This window comes from Staphylococcus sp. McC-251-APC-3A2, from assembly GCF_009695665.1.
GTDB lineage: Bacteria > Bacillota > Bacilli > Staphylococcales > Staphylococcaceae > Staphylococcus > Staphylococcus cohnii.
Window position 1 is genome coordinate 303,577 of the sequence record NZ_VUNO01000002.1, and the last position, 25,833, is coordinate 329,409.

Below are 25,833 nucleotides of genomic sequence, written 5' to 3' on the forward strand. Positions count from 1 at the left end.
TATTATACAAAGATACTTAGTATAAGGATGAATACTAATCCTGAAACTGAAATAACCGTTTCAAGTAATGACCATGTTAGAAATGTTTCTTTAACAGTTAATCCAAAGTATTCTTTAAACATCCAGAAACCTGCATCATTCACGTGAGACAAGATAACACTTCCTGCTCCAATAGCTAATACTACTAATGCAACATTTACATCTGATGATTGTAGTAATGGTAATACAATACCTGTTGACGAAATAGCTGCTACTGTAGATGAGCCTAATGCAATTCTTAAAACAGCTGCAACTACCCATGCTAGTAATATAGGAGACATTTCAGTGCCTTCAAACAATTTAGCTATAGTGTCACCAACACCACCATCTATAAGTACTTGTTTGAACGTACCGCCACCACCTATAATCAAAATCATCATTCCAATAGGATAGATCGCGTTTGATACAGAATCCATGATTTCAGCATTTTTTCTACCTTGTCTTACACCCATTGTTATAATCGCAAATAGCACAGCAATTAACATCGCTGTACCAGCAGTACCAATAAAGTAAATGAATGATTCAAAGCCATTCGTCGCTTCTTCATTACCTGTCACTAACTGAACAATTGTAGAAAGTAACATAAGAATAACTGGTGAAATTGCTGTGAGTAAACTGATGCCAAATCCAGGCATTTCAGACTCTGAAAATTCTTTTTGTGCGCCTAAAGCTGATATATCCCCTTCGCGTTGATAAGCAGTTGGCGTAAGCTTTTGTGCCACTTTATTAAATAATGGACCTGCAATAATAGTAACAGGTATGGCTATGATAATACCGTAAAGTAACACATGACCTAAATTAGCTTGTAGTTCTTTAGCAATGACAACTGGTCCTGGATGTGGCGGTAAGAAACCATGAGTCACAGATAGTGCTACAACCATAGGAAGTCCTAGTTTTAATTGTGAGACATTAGCACGTTTTGCAATCGTAAATACTAATGGGATTAATAGTACTAATCCTACTTCAAAGAATAACGCTATACCTACAATAAAGGCTGCAATTAGCATTGCCCATTGGACATGTTTATGTCCAAACTTTTTAATAAGTGTATCAGCAATACGTGTAGCGCCTCCACCATCTGCCAATAGTTTACCTAAAATCGCACCTAAGCCAAAAATTAAAGCGATATGACCTAAAGTACTTCCCATACCGTTTTCAATGGTTTCTATAATTTTATCTAAAGGCATACCTAGTAAAATAGCAGTGACAATAGATGTAATAATCAATGATATAAATGTATTTAACTTCAAGAAAATAATCAGTGATAGTAATACGACGATACCTATAACCACTGTAATTAACGGCCAAATTGTTTCAAACATAATTGTTCTCCCCTTCAACATTTAGCATAACCGTTCATAATTTCAAAAGGTATTACCTTCATCATGATAACGCTTACTTAAATGTCTAAAAATTTAATTTTTTTAACTTGAATGAATATACAGCTATAAATGAAAATTGCATATTTTTATTTATAGCTTGTCATTCACTCAATTTGTATCAACAGTATCTATGCTTTATCTTTAACCATATGTTCACGCTGAAACGTAGCGATTTCAGCATAGCGCTCTTCTAAAGAACGACTTAAATTGATGAAAATTGATATTAGTTTTTGATAAACATTCACATTATCTGGATTTGGATGGTGTTGATTTGTTGTACCTACCATCTCTTCAATAATGGAAAAATCTTCAATTTCACCAAGTGCTTTCATACCAAGTACACAAGCACCTAAACATGAGCTTTCATAACTCTCTGGGACGATTAAATCCGTATCAAAGATATCCGCCATCATTTGGCGCCACATTTCACTCTTAGCAAAACCACCCGTTGCTTTAATTGTTGACGGTGTTTCATTCATTACTTCAATTAATGCGAGATAGACTGTATAAAGGTTATATAGCACGCCTTCTAATGCTGCTCGAATCATATGTTCTTTCTGGTGAGCTAAGGTTAATCCAAAGAATGAGCCTCTTGCATCTGCATTCCACAATGGTGCACGTTCACCTGCTAAATACGGATGGAATATCAACCCATCTGCACCTGGTTTGACACGATTAGCAATTTTAGTCAGTACATCATAAGGATCAACGCCCAAACGTTTTGCTGTTTCCACTTCACTTGCCAACAATTCATCACGCAACCATCGTAATACCACACCACCATTATTCACTGGTCCTCCAATGACATAATGATCTTCAGTCAAAACATAACAGAAAATTCTTCCCTTATAATCTGTTCGTGGCTTATCTATTACGGTTCTTATTGCACCAGAAGTTCCAATTGTTACAGCAACTTCACCTTTTTTAAACGCATTTACACCTAGGTTTGACAATACGCCATCACTAGCGCCTACCACAATTGGTGTATTTTCGTCTATACCCATTAATGTTGCATAGCGACGTTTCATCCCTTTTAATATATGTGTTGTCGGCACAATTTCAGGCAATTGAGATGATTGAATACCTAACAATGCTAATGCTTCTTGATCCCAGTCTAGATTTTCTAGATTGAACATACCGGTAGATGAAGCCATCGATTGATCAATTACATATGTCTCAAATAACTGATAAAAAATATACGTTTTAATGTCTGCAAACATCGCTGTTTGATTGTATATTTCTTGTTGTTCATGTTTCATCCAAAATATTTTAGATAAAGGTGACATTGGATGAATCGGTGTACCTGTTCTACTGTATATCGCATCACCGTCATACTTGTCTTTAATCATTTCTGCATATTTAGTCGCGCGATTATCTGCCCATGTCAAATTCTCAGTTAATCGTTGATGACTAGCATTCATTGAAATCAAACTATGCATCTGAGCGCTAAATGAAATTAATTTCAAATCATTTTTATGAATATTCGCTTCTCTCATAACATATTTAATTGTCATCAGTACTGCATCAAATAACTCATCAGGGTTTTCTTCTGACACTTCTACATTTGGTGTATGCAAAGGATAACCAATATTATGTTTCATAATAAACTGCCCTTTTTCATCATAAAGCACAGCTTTCGTACTTGTCGTACCTATATCAACGCCTATCATGTATTTCATGGTTTTGCCTCCTATTTATACCTCTTGCTTGACAGTTATTATTTCATCCAAAAACTATCTATATCTTCGCCAACATCGTCAAAGTTCAAATGAAATGCTTCTCTTAGTTTTGTTGCATTTTGCTCTGCAACTGCATCGATAAACACTTCATGATTATGATGGATTCGTTCAAAATCCACTGGGTTTTCATTCATGCGCTTGCGCATAGATAATAAAATAAGCGCTTCCATTACTGGCCTTAAATTATTCCAAAATGTTTTTAAATATTGATGTTTTGAAGCTAATATCGTCACTTCATGAAATTTCATGTCGTGTTCTGTAAATGCCTCAGCGTCTTCAAATTTAACAGCAACTTTCATCATTTCTAGTTGTTTTCGCATTTCTTTAACTATTTGCTTATGATTATCTTTTTTTATCTTATTAAAAGCGAATGATTCTAACATAATTCTTAAATCATACAGTTCTTTTTTTTCATTATCTTTAAAAGGTAAGACATAGGCACCCATACGTTCTAAATGAATTAACTGATCTTGTTTTAATAATTTAAATGCATCTCTTACTGGAGAACGACTCACATTAAATTCTTGAGCAATTTGGTTTTCAGTTAACAATGTGTCTGGTGTAATCATCCCATCAACAATCCTTAAGCGTATTTCTGAAGCAATCATTTCACCTTTAGAAACACCTTCAAGCCATTGTTCTGGATAAATATATTCCAACCGACTTCACCTCTCCACTTAATCGATATACTTGTATACAAGTATAGTAATATACATTCCGCTTAATTGCAAGCGCTTGCAATTGTATAGATATCCTTTTAATTCCATAAAAAAGCGGCATGCCAAGTTTTCACTAGACATACCGAAATTTTTTATTTTAATGGTTTTATATTTTTACCGTCGATACACAATGATGTGTTTGATGACAATACGGACATTGTAATTTTCTGGTTTTAGGTGTATGTGTTGCAAACATCCACGTCGCCAATTTAGGTTTGAATATTTGTTGACAATTCGGGCATAAATAATTCACGCGTTGATATATCGCTTTTGTCATAACCCCAGCATAAGCCACTAAAATAGGTAATGTTACTAAAAATGGAACCCATTTTTTTAGTAATATACTAGCCATGATTGATGTATACTGTATTATGATGGCTGGACTTAATTTATATAGTAGCGACATGTATAACGCCGTGCCACGCTGATTTTGAATGGTATATTTATGTGTGTTAACCAACTTTTCAATCGGCGCTTGCGTATTGTCACTGATACTGTTTTCCAGTTGTTTGATTTCATAAGCAGTAAGCTTCATTTTATCAATTTCTTCAGTAATCTCAGATCTCTTTTGATGTAACATGAATTTTACTGCTTGTAATTTTTTGTCTTCAGTTAATAGCTTTTTTATATCTTTTAACGAAAATCCCATCGATTTCAATATTAAGATAATTTCTAAATTTACTTTGCTTTGTTCATCAAATAGACGTCTACCATTACTTGATGATGGTACCGATTGTAACAATCCTTTCTTATCATAATACTGAATTGTTCTTACTGTTACATTGCAATGTTTAGCTAGTTCTCCTGTTTGATATAGTGTCATAAAATAACCTCCTTGACGTTAATCATACATGGTGACCTAACGTAACGAGCAAGTATAACAATCGTTTTTAGTGCGGGATATTTGTTCGTGCCTCTAATTATCAAAAATTTCGGAATGAATATTTTGCATTTTACTTTCAACAGTTGTAATTTCATTGGCACATTGTTTTAAAACTTCTCTATAGTCCTCTGTATTTTTATTATTTTTGTAACGTATTTTGTGTTCTAAACTCGCCCACATATCCATACCTATTGTCCTAATTTGAATTTCTACTGGTACTTTTTCTACAGAATTCGCTAAAAATACTGGTATTGACACTACAATATGCAAACTTCTATAACCGTTATCTTTCGGATTCATAATATAATCTTTTCGTTTTAATAACTGCACATCTGCTTGTTTTAACAATAATTCTTCAATGACATAAATATCATCTATATAATTACAAATAACTCTTATACCTGCAATATCGTATATATATGTTTTCGCTGATGCTGTGTTGATTTGGTAACCTTTTCTATCTAATTTTTTAATCAGACTTCTCATTTCCTTAACACGACGTTCCATGTGATGAATTGGATTGTGTTTATATAATTGTTGAAAATGATCGTCTAAAATATCGAGCTTAGTGCTAATTTCTTTTAGTGCAGAAGAATAGAGTTGCTCTAAAGCAACAAAATCAATGACCATTTCGAATGCTTCTTCGTAATTATTTATATAAGATAAACTCTCTTTAAATTCTTCTTTCAAATCATCCATATTCAGCGTTGGTTTACGTTCAATGTACATAAATCGTACCTCCAATAATTCTTCTCTCTTCAAACATTATAGCTAAATTAAAAGGATACTTGAAATAATACAGTAGATATTTACAATGCATTACACGATTCAGAAGTTATTTGTGTGATGGCAATGACATTTTTGGTTTTGGTTATTTCAGCTCACAAAAATCCATAGTTGCCTAACATTAGGGAATAGGCAACTATTTCAATTGCGTGCCACTTTTTTATTTATATAAAAAACTTTTAACTTCGTCTTCACAATGATTTTCTACGCTATTCATCCATTTTATGTTCAATAATTTGAGTCCTTCTATTATCAGCAATATTACGCGCCCGCTTCATAGCATCTGCTTTTTTATCAAAGCTATCTGTAGCTTGTTTGGCACCATCAGATTTTATTTTCCATTCTTCATTCTCATAATAGACATGAACATCTTTGTGATTTAATTGTGGGTTCGCAGATTGATCACGTTCATGTATCGTGATTTTTTTATTTTTTAGCGCTTTCAATTCATCTTCAGTCGCATTCTCATACCAATTTTCAGCTTGTTTGGTAGCGATTGGAATCGCATTTTCCTCTTGATATCCATCTTTAAGCATCGCATTTCCAATGTCGATTGCTTTTTTTCTTTCCAATTTTTCCATATTTTTCCAACTTTGCGGATAATCTTCCATTGTCCAAGGCATGTGATAAAACCTCCATCTTCATAACTTATATTAATTCTCTTTTACCACCTTTTCCCTTTAACAAACTAAATAAATTCACAAAAAATAATATAATTATTTAAGTTAACCATGATTTGTTCTTTAATTGAAAGGGAATGATGAGTAAGAATCAGTGTTAAGTAAAAGGAGGTTTAACTAACATGAATCTATCTATTGGATTAATCCCTTCTCCTGATATGCCTCATAAATTAATTAATAAAATTTATTCAGAACTTCCAAAAGATTTCACAAAACATGTAGATAATGGCGTGGAATGGCAATTCGACATACATGTTGCATCTATGATTGGGACTGCAGAACATATGGATAAAGTTTTGGATATTGCATCCAATATGAAACAGCAAAAAAATTGGGATTATACAATTTGTATTACGGATTTACCTAACTTTTCTAAAAATAAAAGTGCATTATGTGATATTGATTTTGATACTAAAACAGCGCTTTTATCATTACCAGCGTTAGGAACAGTTAAGTTAAAAGAGAAATTAAGACAATGCTTAATATTTATTGTTGAATACTTGCATTCTTCTGGTAGAAACAAAAGCACTTTAAACTTTAAACATTTTAAATTAACTCAATTTAAAGAAGTTATTCCTAAGGACCATAATGAAAATCATAGATCTCGCATTATCGCCAAATCTACATTTTTAGGTTGGCTCCATTTAATTTGCGGCATGACTTTTGCCAATGAACCTTGGTCTGCAATTTTTGATTTCAAAAAAATCATTTCTGTTTCATTTGCCACAGGAACTTATATTGCAATATTTTCTACACCTTGGGATATCAGTCTAGATTATAGTTATTGGCGGTTTATTTTACTGATGCTACTCTCTGTATTAGGCATGGTTGGTTGGTTAATTTATTCTTATAAATTATGGGAAAGACCTAGTGCTAATACACAAAAACTTTATCGCTTTATTTATAACATTACGACTTTTACAACCTTATTGACCATTACCTTTTTAAATTTTATAGTACTATATATTTTACTATCTTTAAGTACAATACTATTTGTACCGCCGGAGTTATTTTCAAATTGGACATCGTTAAACAGTAAGCATCCAACTATTTTAAACTATATTAATTTAATTTGGTTTATTACATCATTAGGTATTCTTGCTGGAGCTATGGGATCCACTGTTGAAAACGCTGAAAAAATTAAACGCGTGACTTATTCTTTCAGACAATACTATAGATCTAAATCATTGGAACAAGAAGATGAAGACAGCTCTAGTGCCTATGCTAAAGCTGATTACTACGAAGGCGAAAAACAATCACATCACGAGGAGGGATTAAATGAACACAACAACAGCTAAAATAGGTATCATTGCTGCACCGGGAGTAACTGAAAAAATTGCTCGTAACCTTGAAATTGAGTTACCTAATATTCTTAGTGAGCGATATGATCATTCAGTTAAATGGGAAATTGATACAATTATTGACCCTTTAACTGGTTCAGCTGAAAGCGTCCAACAAATTTTTAGTAAAATAGCTGATTATCAAGAACATAATCATTGGCATTTTACAATCGGACTCACTGACCTACCGATGATTGAACAACAAAAAGTAGTTGCCTTTGATATCAATAGACAAAATGGTGCTAGTTTAATTTCTATCCCTGCTTATGGATGGCGCCCAATTAAAAAAAGAATTCAAAACTCTATATTGGCTATTTTAACAGCAATAGATGAATTTAAGCGTTCAGAAAAAAGTAACAATAACAATCATGCAATGTCACTGATGAATGCACAGTTTCCTTTAACCAATTTACAATCTCGAACTGTTTATTTTGAAAATACTACCTCTCAACATACACAATACTATGTGTCTTCAAGATCAAAAGGTATATTTCGTCTGGTTAGTGGCATGACATTTGCGAATAACCCATTTAATATGTTAAAAAGCTTAAGTAATGTTGTGGCAATTGCATTCACTACTGGTGCTTTCGGAATTATCTTTACGACTATGTGGAATTTAAGCTTTGTATATTCTGAGTGGCGCTTGTTATTAATGATGCTTGTAGCCATATTTGGTATGATGATTTGGATGATTATTGCACATAATTTATGGGAGTCCAAAAAAGAGAGCACGAATAAGCAGATTACCACCTTATATAACTTAACTACAACGATGACTTTAACTGTTTCTGTTATGATTTATTATGTCATCTTATTCTCGCTCTTTTTGGTCGCAAGTTTAATCGTACTCCCATCGGACTATTTAGGCCAAGCATTACAATTTAAGACATCTGCAAGCTTAATAACTTACATAAATTTAGCTTGGTTTGCTGCATCAATTTCGACAGTAGCAGGTGCAATAGGTGTTGGTCTAAATAATGAAACACTCATACTTGAAAGTACTTATGGATATAGACAAAAACAACGATACAAGCAATTACACAAAGAACAACAGCAACAAGAACAACAACAAAGAAAAGCGCAAGCAGATATACAGGAAAAAAGACAAGAAGAAGAACAAAAAGTTAGAAAACAACAAGATTCCAACTAGATATAAAAAGTAGAAATATTTATTATGCTACTATTAATTTTTCAAATTTATAGCGACTTCACAAAAACTACATTAAATTATAAGATTTAAATATAAAACAAGCCAATGTCATCGATTTTAACTATCGTGACATTGGCTTATATTGTATTATTCATAAGATAATTTAATTGCTTGTCTAGCATTTTGACAATTATGTTGAATACTCATTAAAGAAGTTCTAATGTGCGTGTATTGTGGTAAAGTTGTAATTTCTTGAACATTGATATTAGAACCAATTTCAAAATGTTTTGCTATATTTTCAAATACTAATAAATATTCTCCCATGGTTTCATCATCAATATGGTAACGTTTCTCATTACTTAACGCTCTCGTCAGCATAAAGCTAATTTCTTCTAATGCATATATACTAGGATAATAATATTGTATAACCATTTTATTACTAAATACTTCACCATTCGCACTGTTATATATTTGTTTCATATTATTTAGTTGGACACTTAAATGCAACATTTTTGTTTTATCACGTTCTCTGGATGAGTATTTGTTGCTTGAAAACAAGTAATGAAATAACACCGCTTCATTACGTGCCACTGTGGCAAGCGTGCCCGGTAACATTGAAGATGCAGTCTTTCTACCTATTACAAGTAACAAAATAACGGCAATAATAATACCAACAATCACATCGATAATTCTTGGAAGTGCTATTAAAATTGAAAGATGGTTTGATGCTAAGCCATTTAATAATATAACTTGGATTGTGATAAATATAACTGCAAATGAATAATTTGCACCTACAAACATTTCTGTTACCCCTGCTGCAACCGCAAGGAGTATGATAGCGATAGGTACAGGTGGCGTAGATAATAATATTAATGACAGTACAAGCACACCAATAATCGTACCAATGCCTCTTGATCCTGCACGTTCAAAGCTGTGTAATGTTGTTGAGCCCAATAATACTGTATGTGTACTAAGCGGAATCCAATATGCTTTGTCAAAATCAAACATCAATGCGATAAAAATTGCAATTGCCATGATAACGATATAGCGGATTGTATTTCTAAAGACAAATGAATCTATTGTCAAATTTGTAACTAAGCGATGACCGTAAATAGGTACACGTATATCTACTTCGTGTTCCAGCTGTGCATCATTTGCATTCATAATAGCATCAACTTTAAATATATTATCTACAAGTTTTTGATAAGCTTCATCAATATCAACTTGTTGTGTCCATGTTTTATTTGTCTTACCTTGCGTATATACTAAATTGATAACATAGTCCACCATCAATTTAATATCTTGAGGTAAAGGGCGCACATTTTTTTCATTTAATTCCAGTAATTCTGAATGTATACCTTGCGCAATATTATGTAACAAGATTAACCGCTGGAATTGCGGTGACTTTTGAGATTTGGCAGAACTTGCAGTGATGAGCTGGTTATCTGTATTTCTAAAAGCCGTCACCGCAAACCGAGATGCTTTTGAAAATGCTTTTGGATCATCAAAATTATAAACTAACTGTTTTATAATATTATAGTCATTTTTAATTGATTTAACTTCAGCTGATTCTTTTGAAAGTAAAATCACAACAATTACTACAAATGTTGCTAATAAACCTCCAATAAATACTGCAATACCTCTTGTTATTGCTTCATCTGGAGCAACTGGTAAATTGATTGGCAAACTGAATGCCACAATGAAAAAAGTTGACGAAGGTCCAGGAATATTTAATGAACTAAATACATAATATGGTACTACTGCTACAATCAATAACAAAATTCCAAATATGATTGGTTGATTGACAGTCAACGTACCTAACATCATCGATATTGCAAATACGATTGATGTAAAGAATACCGTACGAAGTTTAGATTTTGCCGTACCGCCAAACACATAAATATGTGCTAACGTACCTGTTGAAATTAATAGACCGATTGAAAAATAACCGACTAAATAGCCAATCATTAAAGGCAAAAACATTAATATAGCCTGTCTAATACCTTTAGCAACATCGATTTTCATTGCATTAAATTTTGTGAGTGACTTTAAATATTTAATCAATGGCGGTTCACATCTCCTTTTCATTTTATTTTAGCAATGATATAGCGTATGAAATAATAGCAAAACATAAAAAAGACGGGTGTTAGAAATCTAAAATTTATATTTCGATTTCATAGTCCCGTCCCCGTTAAGGTCATTTTATTTTGTGAAAAGCTTATTATACATAGATTTAAATATGAATACACTGTTGCTATACAATATTATAGATATTTAATTTATCCTTCAGCTCACTTTAACGAATACATGTATCTACAAATGGGGAAGTTAATTGTAAAATTGTTCATTTCACAAATTTTGGTTGAGAAATCATATACATTTTATTTAACGATTACTAAACTATTTTAACACTTTTATTGAATTCTGCTAGAGCATTTCCTACAAATCGTTTAAATGAAAATGTTAAATCATGACTATATTCTGCTATAACTCGTATTTTTATTCTGATTGTTTGATATCTTCATGCACTGTAGAATAATCAATATCAGATTCTAAAAATGTTGCGTTATTTACTGGGAAATGTTGTTCAAGTGTTTCAATATTGCTTATTTCTACATCGCCATGATTCATTTCAAAATCTAAAACATGCCCGCCTACTGTTTTATCTCTATCTACAAAATGCAAATGGAAACCTCCAGCAGCTATGCCATGAAAAAGTGTTGGTGCATAAAAACCTACTATTGTACCGTCAATTTGGTCATAATGATATTCAGGTTGTTGTTTAGCAGATTCAATTAATTTAGTATATGGCTTTTCTTGCTTTGGCATCATTCTGACATGTACATTTTCAAATTTCCCAGATATTTTAACTGCAAAAAATAAATTTTCACTGGCAGCGTGGCTTTTTGTTTTATTTAATAAATTTTCAGAATCGGTAATGTGTCTCACATCAAAGCTTACATCTGGTTTGAATGGTGTCACAGTAGAAAAAGGTGTCATTTCACTACCATCCAACTGTTTGAAATTACCATGAGCATCAGCATGATAAGCGACACCATCTAATATAATAACTTCACCGTCTGATCCTGTTAACGTGCCGATACCTAAATCACCATGTTTTAAAATTTCATTCATTTCCATAGTGCCTTCTAATAATCCAGCCATCAAAGTACCAAGCGTGCCATGTTGATATAGCATGATATTTTCTCTCCTTATATCAATATTAATTTTAAATATTTCGCTCTTTACAATTATTCACAACATATTGTTATACAATATAATTGCATTTTTCAATATCTTTGTGCTCACATAGTGTTATGTGAACCCTGAATATTTATCGATATCAATCTTATATGCTTATTTTAAAATTATGATAAAAATAAACTTTGATTTCACTAATTATATACATTCAAATACTAAATAAGTAAACACAAACTTCGATTCGCCAAGATGATGCCCACAAGTTCAATCCTTACGCTACAATATTTCAAAAAAATGAAAGCGTCCTTTTCTATTCAATTGAATTAGAAATGGACGCTTATGCGTTATTCACAGATGATTATCTTCTATTGGCTTATTTTCATAATTATTTAATTGAAGCAACTTCTATTTTAGGCGCTTCAAGTAAATAATTTTCTATTTCTTTAAAAAATGTTTGAAAATGTTCAGATTGATTATGTGCTTCCAAAGCAGCTTCATCTTTATATTTTTCTATAAAAGCAAAAGTTTGAGGTTCATTCGTATTTTCAAAGTGATCATAATATAATGCGCCTTCTTCTTTATTTGCTGCAATGACTAAACGTTCAACCTCTGCTAAATAATTTTCTCTATGCTCCACTTTAATCTTCATTACTGCAGTTACTAGAATCATGTATAACCTCCTGTGATAATCGTTTTTGCAAAACTAATTTTTAGAGATATTAAAGTTCTTCTTTTTCAATGATTAGCGGTTGATCTGGTTTAACAAAAAACCACATAATTATTGCAAATACTACTGGGATAATAACTAATTCTAACGTCACTGTCCAGCCAACAATATCAACCATCATACCTGCTAATAAAGGACTCAGTAATGCACCGATATTTCCCCATAAATTCATCCATCCAGATACTGAACCAGAGAAATTACGTCCTAAATCTGTAGCTGCTGCCCAACTCATTCCTGTAGCAATTCCTATTCCGCCTAAACATAATGACAGCCATAGCACATTTGTTACTAAATTGTTTGTTTGAATTGACATGAATAATGAGATACAAAATACCACAAACCCAATAATCGCAATAGACGCTCTCGCAACAAATCTTGATTTTCCATTTTGTAATAATTTATCAGAGATAGCACCGCCACATAATATTAACAAGAACATAGCAATCCAAGGTGCGCCCGCTGCCCAAGCCATATCAGGATCAGTTAATTTAACATTATATTGTTCGGTTAGATATGTAGGTAACCATATTAAGAATAGTGACACAACAAATTGAACAACAAAATATTGTGCTGCCAATGCATAAAAGCTAAATCTTCTTAGGAAAATATTCCACGGAGCGTTACTTTTTTCTGTTTTAATGATATCACGATTTTCCATAATATATCTTTTTTCTGCTTCATTAACCATTTTATGTTGTTCCGGTAAATCTTTTGAAATAATAATCCATAATAATGCAATGACGATACCAATAGCACCAAAAATATAAAATACAGCTTGCCATCCAAACATATTAACGATAGCAATCGTAACTACAGGTGCAATCACTGGCCCAAAATATGAACCTGCCAACAATGCACTCGAAGCACGCCCCTTTTCACCTTTCGCAAACCAAAATGAGTTAAACACTGCATTCGAAGGATACATAGGTGCTTCACCTATACCAAATAAAAAACGTACAGCATACAATAAACCATGATTTTTAACAACACCAGTTAAAATCGTGAAAGCACTCCACCATACGAGCGCGACTGTCAACATTTTTTTAGAGCCAAACTTTTCTGCCAAAAAGCCTGAAGGTACTTGCATCAACGCATAACCTAACGAGAAAAATGATGCTAATAAACCAAACTGTGTTTTTGTCAAATGTAAATCTTCCATCATAGGTCCTGCAATAATTGAAATATTCGATCTATCCATATAAGCAATTACACCTATAATAAAAAACGCAATAGCAAAATACCATCTTATATTTGTTCTTTTTTGTTCCATTTTTTTACCCACACTCTCTCCCTATATCACTAGTCATCATATGACCTATTGTGTTTCTAGATATTACCACAATATGAAATCGCTTACAATAACTTTTTTCATTTTTTTATAACACGCTGTAAATTCGTGTGATCAACATATAGCGTTTATGTGACAAATATTGGGAGCACTTCCATTTCTACTTTTAAAAATCTTCGATATTAGCTATCACATTAGTTAAACTATGTTCCTCATAGGCATCTAGTTTAGTGTGACTTTACCGCAATAAATCATTTAATTACTTTTGTGCCACCTTAAAATATGCATTAAGCATTAATTTAGATTATAATACAGAAGTAATTATAAAATATCATCACGTTTTATTATGAAAAGGAGCAACATTTATCACTATGGAACAAATACTGACAAACTTTATAAATGCTTGGGGTTATACTGCAATCGCAATATTAATCCTATTAGAAAATATATTACCTTTTATTCCATCTGAAATTATTTTGACATTTGCTGGGCTTATGACAGTTAAATCTGATTTATCTATACCTTTACTTTTTATCATATCTACCATTTCATCATTAATCGGTTTAATCATACTTTATTACATCAGTAGCATTGTCTCCGAAGCACGTTTATATCGTTTTGTAGATAAATATGGAAAATGGATCAAACTCAAAGGAAAAGATATCGCTCGCGCCAATGAATGGTTTAAAAAATATGGTGCAGTTGCAGTCTTTGTTTGTCGTTTTATTCCTGTTTTACGTGTATTAATCACTATACCAGCAGGCATTAATAGAATGAATATTTTTGTATTTACCATCCTTTCGTTGATAGGTACTACAATTTGGAACATTGCACTCATTTTCTTAGGTAGCATGTTGAGCAACAGTTTTGATATGTTAATGAATGGCTTACACACTTATTCATATATTATGTATGTCATCATCGCTATAGCTGTGATATATCTCTTTATTCGAATCTACAAAAAAACCGCACACATCAATAAATGTATGCTTTGAAGTAGTTAGAAAACTTTTACAACACATGCTCATATGACTTATATCTATCTTAGCAATCAGACAAAATCCAAACGGGTTTTTGTCTGATTTTTTTTATAAAAAAAAGACTAACTTCCCCCTTCGAAGTTAGCCTTTCACGAACTTTAATTTCTCCCTAAACTTTTGAGCAGAAAATTTTCTATTATTTATGTGCTCATTGAATATTTATATAATTAAAATACTACCCCTTTATCAAACTACACTGATAACGATTAATTATTACCTTTTACTATTTGACGAACTTCTTCTAAATCGCCTTCTACATCAATTTGAGGTTTCTTCGTCATTTTACTAACTAAAATTGTAACAATTAAACTTGTTAAAAATCCTGGAACAATCTCATATAAATTAAAGAAATCATTAATTTCACCTAATGGTTTAACAAACGCAATCCAAACAATTACAACAATTGCACCTGATACCATTCCGCTGACTGCACCAGTACGACTTAAACCTTTCCAATATAAACTCATTAATACAAGTGGTCCAAATGCAGCACCAAAACCTGCCCAAGCGTTACCTACAAGATTCAAAATTGTATCATTAGGTGACCATGCAATTATAATTGATACAATTGCAACTAAAATAACTGACATACGTCCAACAAAAACGAATTCTTTTTCATGTTTTTTTGCTGCTTCCTCACCACGGAACAATTTATAAAAATCTTCGGTTAGTGAACTTGATGTCACCAATAGTTGTGACGAAATCGTACTCATAATAGCCGCTAAAATAGCTGCAAGTAAGAAACCACCAACAAGTGGATGGAACAATATTTGACCCATTAATATAAACAATGTTTCTGGATCCTCAAGTGTTACTCCACCGCGATTGACAAATGTAATACCTACAAGGCCAACTCCAACTGCACCTAGCAAGCTAATTGCCATCCAACCTATACCAAAACGTCTTGCTGTCGGTAATTGCTTCACTGATTTAATAGACATAAAACGTACAATAATATGTGGCTGTCCAAAATAACCTAAGCCCCAAGCAAAGAATGATATGATACCAATGACTGTTGTACCTTTAAATAAATCAAGGTTTGTCGGTTTCAAATCTGCCGCTTGCGATAAAGTATCCAACCCACTTAATTGCATCATTGCTACTACTGGTACCATTACCATAGCAATTAACATGATTACCCCTTGGAAAAAGTCTGTTAAGGACACGGCTAAATAGCCGCCAAAGAAAGTATATGCAATTACAATAATAGCAACTAATAATAATCCAAAATGATAGTTTAAGCCAAATGCACTATCAAATAATTTACCGCCTGCGACCATTCCGGAATGTGTATAAAGTGTAAAGAACACGACAATAATACCACCTGATATAATTTTGATCACATTCGATTGATCATCTAAACGATTTCTAAAGAAATCAGGTAATGTTATAGCATCTCCAGCTTTTTCTGTATACACACGTAACCGTGGAGCCACAACGAGATAATTTATGTATGCACCAATTGTCAGACCAATTGCCAACCAAGCAGCTGATAATCCTGTCGTATAAACTTCACCAGGCAGCCCCATAATCATCCAACCACTCATATCCGAGGCCCCAGCTGATAATGCTGTAACATATGGTCCTATGCTTCTACCGCCTAACATATATTCACTGATATTACCTGTCGCTTGTTTATAGCCGTAATATCCAATGACTAATAACACAACAAAATAAGCACCAAGCATAATATATGTCTGCCAGTTTGGATTTACTTGACTCGATAACGATGCTCCCAATGTAAACATAAAATAAACTCCCTTTATATAATTTTGTTACATGCACTTATTATACAAAAGTTAAAAATTTTTTAAACTGCTATTTTAAAAATAATTTTTATAAATGTATTTCAAAACGCCTATAACACGCTTTGAACAATTGTTATTAAGCTATTTTTACCGTTTGAAATAATATGTGTATTTTTACAATTACAGGGTTAAATAATCATTTTTTAAATTCAAAAAAATGTATGTTTCCTGCAATATTTACATTTATATGCGATTTAATGTATTTGAGTAACATCATTATTTTTAAGAATTTTATCGCTTTTTTGACAAAAAAATGAAGTCATTTATATTAATTAACATATAGTCTAAATAATATAATCAATACTAGACACCCACCCCAAAATTAATGCTACAATATTACACATACAATGGAAACGTTTTACTAAATATAATGAGTAACAAAACTACCTAATTGGAGTGACATAAATAATGCATGATGCAACAGAAAAAAGCGTAAAAGAAAAATATTTAGATTTATTATCTCAACAATTTAATAACAGAGAGGAATTAGCAACTGAAATTATAAATCTTGAATCTATTTTAGAACTTCCTAAAGGCACGGAACATTTCGTCAGTGACCTACATGGTGAATTCCATGCATTTCAGCATGTATTAAGGAATGGTTCAGGAAATGTTCGATCTAAAATCAGTGATATATTTCAAGATACATTAACACGCCAAGAAATAAATGAGTTTTCAGCACTTGTATATTATCCAGAGGAAAAATTAAAATTAATTAAAAATAGTTTCACCTCAAAAGAGCGTTTAGATGAATGGTATATCACAACGATTAATCGTCTTATCAAATTAGTAACTTATGCTTCTTCTAAATATACACGCACGAAATTACGCAAAACTTTACCTAAAAATTATATTTTTATAATAGAAGAACTGTTATATAAAAGTAATAAATATAATAATAAACATTCGTATTATCAAACTTTAATGAATCAAATTATTGAACTCGAACAATCAGATGACCTGATTATCGGCCTGTCCTTTACAATTCAACATCTTGTAGTGAACCACTTACATGTTGTAGGCGATATTTATGATCGTGGTCCAGAACCTGATAAAATCATGGACACTTTAATTGACTATCCTTCCGTTGATGTGCAATGGGGAAATCACGATGTCTTGTGGATTGGTGCCTATGCTGGTTCTAAAGTTTGTTTAGCAAATTTACTCAGAATTTGTGCACGTTATGATAATTTAGATATTATAGAAGATGCTTATGGTATTAATTTACGTCCTTTATTGACACTTGCTGAAAAGTATTATTCAGGTGACAATCCCGCTTTCAAACCTAAAAATGCTGAAGGACTGTCTCAATCTGAAATAGAGCAAATCACTAAAATCCATCAGGCAATCGCCATCATTCAATTTAAATTGGAAGCGCCTATCATTAAGCGCAGACCTAATTTTGAAATGGAAGAACGCTTAGTATTAGAGAGTATCGACTATGAAAATAATACAGCAACACTTTATGGTAAAACTTACACTTTAGAAAATACTTGCTTCCAAACTATCGATCCAAACAACCCTAACGCATTAACTGAAGACGAACACGAGGTAATAGAAAAATTATTATTGTCAGTACAACAATCAGAAAAATTAAAACGACATATGACATTTTTAATGCAAAAAGGCAAACTTTATCTCCCTTATAATGGCAATCTACTTATACATGGTTGTATACCTGTGGATGAAAATGGCGAAATGGAATCTATGATTATTGATGGTGAAAAATGCTATGGCAGAGATTTACTTGATCATTTTGAACACTTTGTAAGAGAAGCATTTGACCATAAAGATATACATGATGATTTAGCAACTGATCTCGTCTGGTATTTATGGACAGGTAAATATTCATCATTATTTGGAAAAAGAGCAATGACAACATTTGAACGTTATTATATTAATGATAAATCAGCACACAAAGAAACTAAAAACCCTTATTATTATTTACGCGAAGACGTAAATATGTGCAAAAAAATGTTGAAAGATTTCGGTTTAGACCCAGAAGAAGGACATATCATCAATGGTCATACACCAGTCAAAGAAATTGATGGTGAAAATCCAATCAAAGCGGAAGGAAAAATGATTGTTATCGACGGTGGATTTTCAAAAGCCTACCAATCTACAACTGGAATTGCTGGCTATACTTTACTCTATAATTCTTTTGGAATGCAGCTTGTGGCACACCAACACTTTAATTCGAAAAAACACGTCTTACTGAATGGGGCAGACGAGCTTTCTATACGCCGTGTAGTAGACAAAGAATTAAAACGTAAAAAAATACGTGATACCAATACTGGCAAAGACATACAAGAAAAAATTGATGTTTTAAAAGTATTAATGCATGATCGCTTCGTCAATTAATTTTATCAATCACTTTTTCATAAGGTGCTATTCACGTGATGCTATTATCGTGTGACTTAAAATTCAAAAAACAATAGCTCAGCAAACACTACTATGTTTCATAAAAATAAAAGAAACGTCAATTTTTATGGGCACCGTCCCCTAAAATTGTAGACCTAATAAAAATGCTATTTTCTAGGCTGCTAACTCCCTAAATTCCACAGGGAATTAGCAGCCTAATTTTTATTAAATGCTAACCGTTTAATTATTTTCACTTCACTTGTTCAACCATATTATCGTTTTCGTTCTTTCAAAAAATACATATGTATATTCGATATAAACTTTTCCATTTATTTCTATTTTCTTTTAAGATAAAATAAATCATTGTGATGTTTATTAAATAAGTATGTTCACCATATGAATGGCAAGAAAGGATTCCAACTATATGTCTAATTTAAAAGAAAGTATCGCGGTCGCTTTTGCGTTTGTAGGTGTTGTTGTGGGCGCTGGCTTTGCAACTGGACAAGAAATTTTTCAATTTTTTACGAGTAATGGTATATACAGTGTTTTAGGCGTTATTATAACCGGACTTATAATTACTATCGCCGGTGTACTTGTATTAAATACAGGATATCGATTGCGTTCTCACAGCCATACCGAGCCCATAAAGTATTATCTTCCTCGAACAATTGCAACAATTTTTGATATTATATTAACTCTGTTTTTACTTGCATTAGCAATGATTATGACAGCTGGTGGAGTTTCAACGATTCATGAAAGTTTTGGTATACCATATGCCATTAGCGCTTTAATTTTAGTGATTATTATATTGGCTACTTTGTTCTTAAAATTCGACCGTTTAATAACTGTTTTAGGCATGGTCACACCATTTTTAGTCATTATTGTCTCATTGATTGCTATTTATTATTTCACTACTGGAAGCTTTGATTTTAACTCAGCATCACAATACGCCAATAGTGGCAATCGGACAGATAGATGGTGGTGGTTTGATGCAATTAACTATGGCAGTTTACAAATTGCAGCTGCGTTTAGTTTTCTTTCTGTAATGGGAGGACGCATGAAATCTGAGAAGGCAACATATTTGGGCGGTATTTTAGGTGGCATCATTATAACGTTTTTATTATTAATGTTGAACCTTGGAATGGTAACAGAATTCACAAACATAATAAACGTATCATTACCGTCATTATTATTGGCAAACCATATTTCACCTGTGATTGGTCATTTTATGGCAATTATCATGATATTAGTTATTTATAATACGGTTGTGGGCTTAATGTATGCATTTGCTTCTCGTTTCACAGAACCATACCAACAAAACTATTATATATTAATTATAATTATCGCAATCATTACATTTGCTACTACATTTATCGGCTTTATTGAGTTAATTGGAAAAGTATTTCCATTAATGGGACTCTTCGGTTTCATTTTGTTAATACCTATATTAATTAAAGGCATCTTTTATAAATCTCATTCATCATAATAAAAACCCCTAGACAAGTGTTTCAATATTATGTTCATTTAATCAGATGTGATCAAAATATTGAATGAGTCTAGGGGTATTCTATTTTGTTAGCAACGCCTTTTATATAAAACGCTAAGCAAACTGATATTGGTTAATCTTCTAATAATGATTGGCCCGCAATGATACCTTCTCGTGTGAGTTCATGACTGTTTACCCATAGTTCCTTAACTGTTGCACCTCTTTGTTTAAATATATCAATAACATTTTGACTATCCTGAACAGAAACAATTGGGTCATTTTCACCCATTGATAATAATACCTTGGTATAAGATAAATCTTTATCATTTATTGAATCTAAAGGATATAAAGGTGCATACAGTAACGCTTTGTTAAATGAAATATCAGGGTGTAACATCATGCTTATAGCTATATTAGAACCATTAGAGAAACCTACTGGGACAGCCTTAGCTAAATCAAAATGATAAGTTGCAGCCGCTTCTTTTAAAAATTGAATTAAATTGTTTGTTCTATATTTCAAATCTTCAACATCATATTGACCTTCACCATATCTCTTGAAGAAACGATTCATACCATTTTCCGATACTTCACCTCTTACACTTAATACATTATAGCTAGGGTTTAACGCTTGCGCTAAAGGTAAAAGATCATTTTCATCGCCACCAGTACCATGCAATAGGATAAAAGTTGGTCCGTTTAAATCACCTTTTTTAAAGATGTGTTCCATTATTCATCATCTCCTTTTAAAATAGTTATATTCGAATGGGTGGTAATAAATTCAATAATGCTTCTCTGCGTTCTTCATATTGTGGTGGTAACATAAGATGTGTACCCAAATCTTCAAATCGTTCATCTATCGTGAATCCAGGTCCTTCAGTAGCAAACTCAAAAATAATGCCGCCACGTTCTTTCATGTAAATAGCATTGAAATAATTACGATCTTTAATGTCAGTTACATGATAGCCTTTGTCTTTCATTTTCATTTGCCAAGCTTTGTGAGCATCATCATTAGGTACTGACCACGCAATATGATGTACTACACCGACGCCCCATCGTACACGGACATTGGCTACCTCTTTTCTAACTATCACGTGATGTTGCCATTCACCCTTAGTTTTTAGGTGAACATGATGATCGTTTTCACTTACTAGCTCTATACCCATATCCTCATTCAATGTTCGTACTGTTTGATGTGGCTCAGTTGATAACATGCTAACACCATGAAAACCTAAAATATTTCCTCCATTATCATATGAATGCCCTTCATCGGCTTCCACAAGTGCTAATGGCAACTCATGTATATCTGAAAATTCGACCGTAGCTTTATCAAATAATTGTGTTCTCACTGTCTCTATCCCATGTGATTGTAAATGTGTTTCCCAATGTTCCAATGATCCATTAGGCACCCGAAATGCTATACGTTGAACCTGACCAGAACCTATCCGTCCTTTATAATTGTTAGGCCAATTAAAAAATGTCAGTATCGTTCCATTATCTACATTGCCATTTGCAAAATATAGATGATACGTGGAAGGATCATCAAAATTCACTGTTTTCTTAATTAATTTTAAATTGAGTATATCTCTATAAAATTGAATATTCTCTTCTGGATTACCTACAATCGCCGAAATGTGATGAATATGACTGATATCTTCCATAAAATAACCACCTTCTCATTTTGTAATTTCAAGGTTTAAACAATCTTTCATTTTTAATGCGAACGTTTTGTGTCAAACGGACGTATTTCTGATTCAATATAATCACGTTGTTCTTCTAAGAATGGTGGTAATGCAAGACTTTCGCCCAATGTTTCATATGGCTCATCTCCCATAAATCCAGGGCCGTCAGTAGAAACTTCAATCAAAATATGGCCAATACGTGCATATAATGCTTCAAAATAAAATCTGTCTACTAACCCAGAATTCCCTATACCATACTGTTCATATTTTTCTAACCACTTAGATATTGCCTCATGATCTTTTAATCTGAATGAAACATGATGCACCTCTCCATAACCTTGTCTCGCTTCTGGACCAGTTGTATCTTTTCTTAAAAATACTTGACCTCCATTGCCACCTTCGCCTACTTCTAATACTGCAACGTTTTCTTCCTCTATAATCGTTGTCATATCAAATATATTTTCTAAAATCTTTTTAAAATCTTCAAAATAACTAACTGTTATTTCAATCGGACCTAAACCATAAATTGCTTTATCTGTTGGTACTGGACCTTCTTTCCAAGGTTGTCCAGGTGCCACGCCTTTATTATTTTCATCCGAAATTAATTGGTAACTTTGTCCATCTGATTCTTCAAATGGTAATACTTTTTTACCAAATAGTGTTTGAATGCCTTCATGTTTAATATTATATTCATTAAATCTTTGTTCATAATATGCTAACGCTGCATCATCAGGCACACGAAATGACGGACGTGTAATTGAATTGGTACCAGAATGCCCTTTGGGAACATTAGGAAAATCAAAAAATGTCATATCAGTACCAGGAGAACCTACATCATCTGCAAAGAATGTATGATAAGTATATATATCATCTTGATTTACAGTCTTTTTAACAAGTCTCATTCCTAATACTTCAGTAAAAAATTTATAATTTCGTTCAGCATCATCTGTGATTGCTGTTACATGGTGTATTCCTAATAATTGATTGTTTGTCATAATAAAACTCCTTTTTCATTATATTTATCTCGATTTCGAAGTAATTTTGAGTAAAATTTTTAAGTGCTACGACTTATTAATAGGTTGAGCACTTAATTTTTTTAAAGCTAGTTGTAATATTGTTAATTCTTCGTTTGAAAGTATTGAGAAAGTTGATTGTAACGTAGCCGCATGTTCTGGAAATATATCATTCATTAATGCTTGACCTTCGTCAGTTATTGAAGCATTGGTTACGCGTTTATCTTGTACATTTCGAATTCTTACTACATATCCTTTGGCTTCTAACTTATCAACGACATATGTGATACTGCTACTCGCAATTAAAACTCTGTCACCAATACGCTGTATCGGCTGGTCGCCTTTATTATATAATAACTCTAAAACTGCAAACTCCGTTATATTCAAGCCGTAACGTTGGATATCATTTCTTACGATTTGTTCTAAATGATCTACGGTTCGATTTAAACCAATAAAAGTATTCAACGACTCTTTAGTACGATTCATTGCATCACCAACTTCCAATTTATTTCGAATTCGAGATAAATTATAATATCTCTTCAGACATAAGTCAACAAATAAGGTATAAAAAATATACTTATTATTAAAATGGCAACAACATTAAAAGTACTTAACATTATTTCTCAACCAGTTTCTTTCTCTCTTATAAGTGGTATATATCATAATGTGGAGGTGTCATAATGAATAAATTATTTATTAACAATCAATTTGTAGAAAGTGAGTCTAATGACACAATGAATGTCATTAATCCTGCGACAGAAGAAATCATAGACACAATTACATTTGCGACGGAAAATGAAGTTAATTCGGCTGTGGAAAAATCTAAACAAGCACAATTAGAATGGGAAAAAGTCCCTCAGCCAACACGGGCAGACCATGTGAAAATGTTAATCCCTTTATTAGAAGAACATAAAGATGAAATTGCAAAATTATATGTTCAAGAACAAGGGAAAACTCTCATTTCTGCAATCGGTGAAATAGACAAGGCAATACACTTTATAGACTATATGACAAGTCAAAGTATGAATAGCAAAGGTGAAGTCATTCAAAATAGTCGCGAAAATGAAACGATACAATTAACAAAAAAACCTATTGGCGTAACTGCAGGTATCGTTCCATGGAATGCACCTATCATGGTCTTAATGAGAAAAGTCATTCCTGCTGTAATCACAGGTTGTTCTGTAGTAATTAAACCAAGTGAGGAAACATCATTAGTCACTCTAAAAATTGCAGAGTTGTTTCGCCAATCAACAATCCCTGCAGGTCTCATTCAAATTATCCCTGGTAAAGGAGAAACTGTCGGTACACAATTAGCAGAGCATCCAGATATACAATTAATATCAATTACAGGTAGTATGCGTGCTGGTAAATCTGTTTATGCCAAGAGTGCTCAAACGGTTAAAAAAGTTAATCTTGAACTCGGCGGCAATGCGCCTGTAATAGTGACACCAAATGCGAATTTAGATAAGGCCGTTGATTACATTGTTACTGCTAGAATTAATAACGCAGGACAAGTATGTACTTGCCCTGAACGAATCTTTGTACACCATGATATCCATGAAACGTTCATTAATAAGCTAAAAGACAAAATGGAAACTTTAAATGTAGGAAATCCATTTGATGATCAAACTGATTTCGGTGCAATTATCAACCAAAAACAATTAGATAGCATCGATGAAAAAGTTCAAAATGCAATTCATAGCGGTGCTAAATTAATTACAGGTGGTAACATAATTGATCGTTCCGGTTATTTTTATGAACCAACGATTTTAGATCAAGTAAGTCCAGACGACGAAGCTTTCAAAGAAGAAATTTTCGGACCTGTACTACCTATCGTACAATATTCTGACTTTGAAGAAACTATTGAACAAGCCAATCATACAAACGCTGGTTTATCTTCTTATATATTTTCAGAAGATTTAAAAGAAGTAATGATAGCCACTGAACGTCTTAAATTTGGTGAAGTTTATGCAAATTGTGAAGCAGAAGAAGTTGTGAATGGATATCATGCTGGTTGGAGAGAATCAGGTCTCGGAGGCGCTGACGGTATTCGTGGACTTGAAGAATATTACAATACAACAGTGTCTTACATTAGATATGATTAAAAGTGTTAAATGTTTAAAAATACACAACATGTTTAAATGACTAAATGCATGTTAAGCAAACTGTAACAGCAATTTCTTTTACAAAAATAAAATAGTCTGGGACATTAAGTTCTTGGACAAGTTAAAAAAGGCATTTCTATCGAAATAATATAGAAATTGCCTTTTTCATTTTGTGTTTGTTTTTGTGACAGCCACATCATTCGGATACGATGATTAAGCAGCTTTTCTATTTTACGACCAGAGCATACGGATAGTGTGTAGGCATATAGCATAATTTTTAATATCATTTTAGGATGATATGATGTAACACCACGATGATGTTTGAATTCATCGAATACATTTTCAGAGATTGCTTCAACGATTTCATTAACATGTCGTGACAAATACATATAAATGCGACGTATTTT

General features: G+C 32.6%; 21 protein-coding genes and 1 pseudogene. 6 read left to right on the forward strand and 16 right to left on the reverse strand.

Annotated features, from left to right (window positions below):
* Positions 1-2: 2 nt before the first annotated feature.
* From FYJ81_RS06380 to FYJ81_RS06405, 6 genes are all read right to left on the reverse strand, one after another.
* Complete coding sequence (locus tag FYJ81_RS06380) at positions 3-1,361, reverse strand: gluconate:H+ symporter (protein WP_107384269.1); 1,359 nt, start codon at positions 1,359-1,361, stop codon at positions 3-5.
* A 188-nt stretch (positions 1,362-1,549) separates the two neighbouring features.
* Positions 1,550-3,100, reverse strand: coding sequence for a gluconokinase (gene gntK / locus FYJ81_RS06385; protein ID WP_107385957.1), 1,551 nt, complete (start codon positions 3,098-3,100; stop codon positions 1,550-1,552).
* A gap of 38 nt (positions 3,101-3,138) precedes the next feature.
* Positions 3,139-3,819, reverse strand: coding sequence for a GntR family transcriptional regulator (locus tag FYJ81_RS06390; RefSeq protein WP_154409476.1), 681 nt, complete (start codon positions 3,817-3,819; stop codon positions 3,139-3,141).
* 166 nt (positions 3,820-3,985) lie between these two features.
* Positions 3,986-4,702 (reverse strand): MerR family transcriptional regulator, encoded by a 717-nt coding sequence (locus FYJ81_RS06395; protein ID WP_107504595.1) that lies wholly within the window; start codon positions 4,700-4,702, stop codon positions 3,986-3,988.
* 93 nt (positions 4,703-4,795) lie between these two features.
* Positions 4,796-5,491 carry a GTP pyrophosphokinase gene (locus FYJ81_RS06400; RefSeq protein ID WP_107384265.1) on the reverse strand — a complete coding sequence of 232 codons (696 nt, stop codon included), beginning with the start codon at positions 5,489-5,491 and terminating at the stop codon, positions 4,796-4,798.
* Positions 5,492-5,757: 266 nt separating this feature from the next.
* Positions 5,758-6,171 carry a DUF2188 domain-containing protein gene (locus FYJ81_RS06405; RefSeq protein WP_154409477.1) on the reverse strand — a complete coding sequence of 138 codons (414 nt, stop codon included), beginning with the start codon at positions 6,169-6,171 and terminating at the stop codon, positions 5,758-5,760.
* Between the two features lie 179 nt (positions 6,172-6,350).
* On the opposite strand from FYJ81_RS06405, the gene FYJ81_RS06410 reads away from it, so the two are divergent.
* Together FYJ81_RS06410 and FYJ81_RS06415 are read left to right on the forward strand one after the other, a co-directional pair.
* Complete coding sequence (locus FYJ81_RS06410) at positions 6,351-7,526, forward strand: hypothetical protein (protein ID WP_154409478.1); 1,176 nt, start codon at positions 6,351-6,353, stop codon at positions 7,524-7,526.
* A complete protein-coding gene (locus tag FYJ81_RS06415; RefSeq protein WP_154409479.1) occupies positions 7,507-8,718 on the forward strand; it encodes a 5,10-methylene-tetrahydrofolate dehydrogenase in 1,212 nt (403 codons plus the stop codon). Before FYJ81_RS06410 ends, FYJ81_RS06415 begins: the two co-directional genes overlap by 20 nt.
* Before the next feature lie 147 nt (positions 8,719-8,865).
* On the opposite strand, the gene FYJ81_RS06420 is transcribed toward FYJ81_RS06415, so the two are convergent.
* The 4 genes from FYJ81_RS06420 to FYJ81_RS06435 all read right to left on the reverse strand — a co-directional run bounded on the left by FYJ81_RS06420 (position 8,866) and on the right by FYJ81_RS06435 (position 13,916).
* Positions 8,866-10,782 (reverse strand): FUSC family protein, encoded by a 1,917-nt coding sequence (locus FYJ81_RS06420; protein WP_107385962.1) that lies wholly within the window; start codon positions 10,780-10,782, stop codon positions 8,866-8,868.
* Positions 10,783-11,217: 435 nt separating this feature from the next.
* Positions 11,218-11,916 (reverse strand): acetolactate decarboxylase, encoded by a 699-nt coding sequence (gene budA, locus FYJ81_RS06425; RefSeq protein WP_107384260.1) that lies wholly within the window; start codon positions 11,914-11,916, stop codon positions 11,218-11,220.
* Positions 11,917-12,304: 388 nt separating this feature from the next.
* Positions 12,305-12,589 (reverse strand): putative quinol monooxygenase, encoded by a 285-nt coding sequence (locus tag FYJ81_RS06430; protein WP_107384259.1) that lies wholly within the window; start codon positions 12,587-12,589, stop codon positions 12,305-12,307.
* Between the two features lie 49 nt (positions 12,590-12,638).
* Entirely contained in the window at positions 12,639-13,916 is a 1,278-nt protein-coding gene (locus FYJ81_RS06435; RefSeq protein WP_107384258.1) for an MFS transporter, read from the reverse strand.
* Positions 13,917-14,305: 389 nt separating this feature from the next.
* Here FYJ81_RS06435 and FYJ81_RS06440 point away from each other — a divergent pair, with 389 nt between their 5' ends.
* Entirely contained in the window at positions 14,306-14,929 is a 624-nt protein-coding gene (locus tag FYJ81_RS06440; RefSeq protein WP_107384257.1) for a DedA family protein, read from the forward strand.
* Positions 14,930-15,180: 251 nt separating this feature from the next.
* Here FYJ81_RS06440 and putP read toward each other — a convergent pair whose 3' ends face one another.
* A complete protein-coding gene (putP, locus tag FYJ81_RS06445; protein WP_107384256.1) occupies positions 15,181-16,722 on the reverse strand; it encodes a sodium/proline symporter PutP in 1,542 nt (513 codons plus the stop codon).
* Positions 16,723-17,190: 468 nt separating this feature from the next.
* On the opposite strand from putP, the gene FYJ81_RS06450 reads away from it, so the two are divergent.
* Together FYJ81_RS06450 and FYJ81_RS06455 are read left to right on the forward strand one after the other, a co-directional pair.
* A complete protein-coding gene (locus FYJ81_RS06450) occupies positions 17,191-19,143 on the forward strand; it encodes a fructose-1,6-bisphosphatase (RefSeq protein WP_107384210.1) in 1,953 nt (650 codons plus the stop codon).
* Between the two features lie 424 nt (positions 19,144-19,567).
* A complete protein-coding gene (locus tag FYJ81_RS06455; RefSeq protein WP_154409480.1) occupies positions 19,568-20,629 on the forward strand; it encodes a YkvI family membrane protein in 1,062 nt (353 codons plus the stop codon).
* 133 nt (positions 20,630-20,762) lie between these two features.
* Here the strand turns inward: FYJ81_RS06455 and mhqD are convergent, their stop codons facing one another.
* From mhqD to FYJ81_RS06475, 4 genes are all read right to left on the reverse strand, one after another.
* On the reverse strand, positions 20,763-21,356 hold the full coding sequence (gene mhqD, locus FYJ81_RS06460) for a methylhydroquinone degradation carboxylesterase MhqD (RefSeq protein WP_107386198.1): 594 nt from the start codon (positions 21,354-21,356) through the stop codon (positions 20,763-20,765).
* A 25-nt stretch (positions 21,357-21,381) separates the two neighbouring features.
* Positions 21,382-22,287 carry a VOC family protein gene (locus FYJ81_RS06465; protein ID WP_107384213.1) on the reverse strand — a complete coding sequence of 302 codons (906 nt, stop codon included), beginning with the start codon at positions 22,285-22,287 and terminating at the stop codon, positions 21,382-21,384.
* A 53-nt stretch (positions 22,288-22,340) separates the two neighbouring features.
* Entirely contained in the window at positions 22,341-23,303 is a 963-nt protein-coding gene (mhqE, locus tag FYJ81_RS06470; protein ID WP_107384214.1) for a ring-cleaving dioxygenase MhqE, read from the reverse strand.
* Between the two features lie 66 nt (positions 23,304-23,369).
* Positions 23,370-23,807, reverse strand: a complete 438-nt coding sequence (locus tag FYJ81_RS06475; RefSeq protein WP_107384233.1) for a MarR family winged helix-turn-helix transcriptional regulator — start codon at positions 23,805-23,807, stop codon at positions 23,370-23,372.
* Positions 23,808-23,998: 191 nt separating this feature from the next.
* Between FYJ81_RS06475 and aldA the strand changes: the two genes are divergently transcribed.
* A complete protein-coding gene (gene aldA, locus FYJ81_RS06480; protein ID WP_192942951.1) occupies positions 23,999-25,426 on the forward strand; it encodes an aldehyde dehydrogenase in 1,428 nt (475 codons plus the stop codon).
* Between the two features lie 161 nt (positions 25,427-25,587).
* Here the strand turns inward: aldA and FYJ81_RS06485 are convergent.
* A pseudogene (locus FYJ81_RS06485) lies at positions 25,588-25,809 on the reverse strand (transposase); the annotation flags it as partial.
* Positions 25,810-25,833: the final 24 nt, after the last annotated feature.